Source organism: Halomonas sp. BM-2019 (assembly GCF_017584085.1).
The window spans coordinates 72,586-75,531 of the sequence record NZ_CP071922.1 but is presented as its reverse complement, the minus strand read 5'-3'; the positions used below and the strand labels follow the sequence as shown (position 1 = coordinate 75,531).

The window sequence follows — 2,946 nt, the reverse complement described above, 5'->3', positions numbered from 1 at the left end:
CCACCGCCTGTGACCCGCAGGAAGCCGATGTCGATCAAGACGATCTCGAAAAGGGCTAGCGACAAGATGAGCAAGCAACCACACGAGCAGGACGAACAGAAGGCGTCTGACGGCGCGACCTCGGGCAGCGAGGCGGGCAAGGGCGGCGCCCAGGGCCGACGGCGCTCGCGGCGCTATGACAAGGCGAACCCGCAGCGCACGTCGGCGTCGAGCGCGCCGGCCCGGGCGGCGGAGGGCGCGGCGGCGAAGCCCGAAGCGTCGGCCCCGAGCGGCCCCCGCGTCAATGGCGACGCTCCGGCCACCGCCAAGGACGCCGCGGACAAGCCGGCGGCGGCAGCCCAGGGGAAGCCGGCCGCGCCGGCCGGCGCCCAGGCCGCATCCGCCGGGAAGTCCGGCACTGACGCCCCGGCCCAGCCTGCCGAGCCCCGGCCGGTTTCCGGTGGCGGTGGCGCTGGCGCGGCGACTCGCCCCGCCGGAGGCGACGGTGGCGGCAAGGGGGGCAAGGCGGGACTCGCGGCCATCGTGCTGGTGCTGCTGCTGGCCGTCGCCGTGGTGTTCCTCGGCTGGCAGGCCTGGCAGAAACTGGACGCCCAGCAGGCGCGCATCGCCGAGCTGGAGTCCACCACCGGCCAGCTGGCCAGCGCCTCGGACCTGGCCGACCTGGAGAGTCGCCTGGACCAGGGCGAGAGCGAGCGCGACGCCGCCCTGGACGCCGCCATCCAGACCCTGCAGGGGGAGTTCGCCGACTACCGCGGCGAGGTCAACGAGACCCTCGACCAGGTGCTGGCCGAGCTGGCCAGCGAGCAGGAGGCCGACGAGCGCGACTGGCTCCACGCCGAGGCGGCCTACCTGCTGCGCCTGGCCAACCAGCGCCTGCAGTTGGAGCGCGACGTGACCGGCGCCGCGGCCCTGCTGCGCACCGCCGACGAGCGCCTGCGCGAGGCCGACAACCCCGCCCTGGTGCCGGTGCGCCGCGAGATCGCCAGCGAGCTGGCCGCCCTGGAGGCCGTGCCGAGGGTCGACCGTACCGGCCTGTGGCTCGCCCTCAATGCCCAGCAGGATCAGATCGCCGGCCAGCCGCTCTCCCAGGAGATCGAGGAGGTCACCGTGCGCTCCGGCATCGAGGAAGTGCCCACCGGCACCTGGCAGCAGCAGCTGTCGCGCTTCGGCCAGGAGCTCAGGGAGCTGGTCACCATCCGCCACCATGACGCCGACCTCGAGGCGCTGATCACCCCGGAGCAGGAGTCCTACCTGCGCCAGAGCGTGCGCCTGGTGCTGGAGCAGTCGCAGCTGGCGCTGCTCAAGGAGGAGCAGGCGCTCTTCGAGGCGAGCCTCGACAAGGCCCTGACCCTCATCGAGGGCTACTACGATACCGGCAGCAGCGGCGTTCAGTCGGTCACCGAGCGCCTGCGCGAACTCAGGGCCGAGCCGATCCGCCCGGAGCTGCCGGACATCAGCGGCTCCCAGCAGGCCCTGGCCACCTTCATCGAGCGCCGCTTCGAGTCGCGCCGGGGAGATGACGCATGAGAAAGCTGATCCTGATCGTCGTCCTGGGCCTGGCGCTCGGCGCGCTGTTCGGCCAGCTGATGATGTCGGTACCCGGCTACTGGCTGGTGCGCGTCGGCGACACCTCGGTGCAGACCTCCTTCTGGTTCGGGCTGGTGCTCCTGCTGGCCGGCTTCCTGGTGCTGCACTTCGTCCTGCGCGTGCTGACCCGCCTGACGCGCCCGGTCTCGCGCTTCAAGGTGTGGAACAGCCGCACCCGCAACCGCAACGCCATGAAGCGCACGGTGCGCGGCCTGGTGGCGCTGGCCGAGGGGCGCTGGAAGAAGGCCGAGAAGGCGCTGGTCAAGGCCGCCGACGACTCCAGCACGCCGCTGGTCAACTACCTCTCCGCGGCGCTGGCGGCCCACTACCAGGGCCGCTTCGACCAGGCCGATACCCTGCTCAAGCGGGCGCATCTCAGCACCGAGGGGGCCGACACCGCGGTGGGCCTGATGCAGGCCCAGCTGATGCTGGACCGCCAGCAGTACGAGGAGGCCCTGGCCATCCTCACCCGCCTGGACCGCCAGCTGCCCAACCACCCCCAGGTGCTCAAGCAGCTCAAGCAGGCCTACCTCAGCGTCAGCGACTGGGATGGCCTGCGCCGCCTGATGCCGCGGCTGGGCGCCCAGCAGCTGATCTCGAAGGAGGAGCGCGACCAGCTCGAGCAGCGCGCCTACCGCGAGCTGATCGTGCGCGAGGCCCGCGAGGGCACCGACATCGAGAAGGTGCGCGGTCTGTGGGCCGACATGCCTGACCACCTGCGCGGCAACATCGATCTGATCGTGCTCTATGCCGAGGCGCTGGTGCGCGGCCACCAGGAGCCCATCGCCGAGCGGCTGCTGCGCCACTCCCTCAAGGAGCACTGGGACAGCCGCCTGGTGCTGCGCTACGGCCTGCTTGACGTGGACGCCGCCCGTCAGCTGGTGACCGCCGAGAAGTGGCTGCAGGAGCGGCCCAACGACCCGGACCTGCTGCTCACCCTGGGTCGCCTGTCGCTGCGCAATGCCTACTGGGGCAAGGCCCAGGAGTACTTCGAGGCGAGCCAGCGCCAGCGCCCCAGCGGCGTGGTGTGCGCCGAGCTGGCGCGGCTCTACGCCAACCTGGGCGAGCACAACAAGAGCCAGCTCTTCTATCGCCAGAGCGTCGAGCTGCTCGACCGCTCGCTGCCCTCGCTGCCCCAGCCCCGCGAGGACAAGGACGTGCTCGCCGAGAAGACCCCGTCCCGGGCCAAGCCGGATGCGGCCGGGAAGCCCGACGCGCCGGCAGCGCCGGAGGCCGACGAGAAGCCTGTCGGCGAGCAGGCGGCCAAGGAGAAGCCGGCCGACGAGAAGAAATCCGCCTGACGCCGGCTACGCTCAGGCAGTCGTACCCGAGGGGGCGCCATCCGGCGCCCCCTTTGCG

At 71.9% G+C, this 2,946-nt stretch carries 2 protein-coding genes; both read left to right on the top strand.

Annotated elements, in window-relative coordinates; all coding sequences use genetic code 11:
- Nucleotides 1–66: 66 nt before the first annotated feature.
- On the top strand, nt 67–1,527 hold the full coding sequence (locus J5F18_RS00375; RefSeq protein ID WP_346300395.1) for a uroporphyrinogen-III C-methyltransferase: 1,461 nt from the start codon (nt 67–69) through the stop codon (nt 1,525–1,527).
- Nucleotides 1,524–2,888, top strand: coding sequence for a heme biosynthesis HemY N-terminal domain-containing protein (locus J5F18_RS00370; RefSeq protein WP_346300394.1), 1,365 nt, complete (start codon nt 1,524–1,526; stop codon nt 2,886–2,888). The genes J5F18_RS00375 and J5F18_RS00370 overlap by 4 nt, the downstream gene beginning before the upstream one ends.
- Nucleotides 2,889–2,946: the final 58 nt, after the last annotated feature.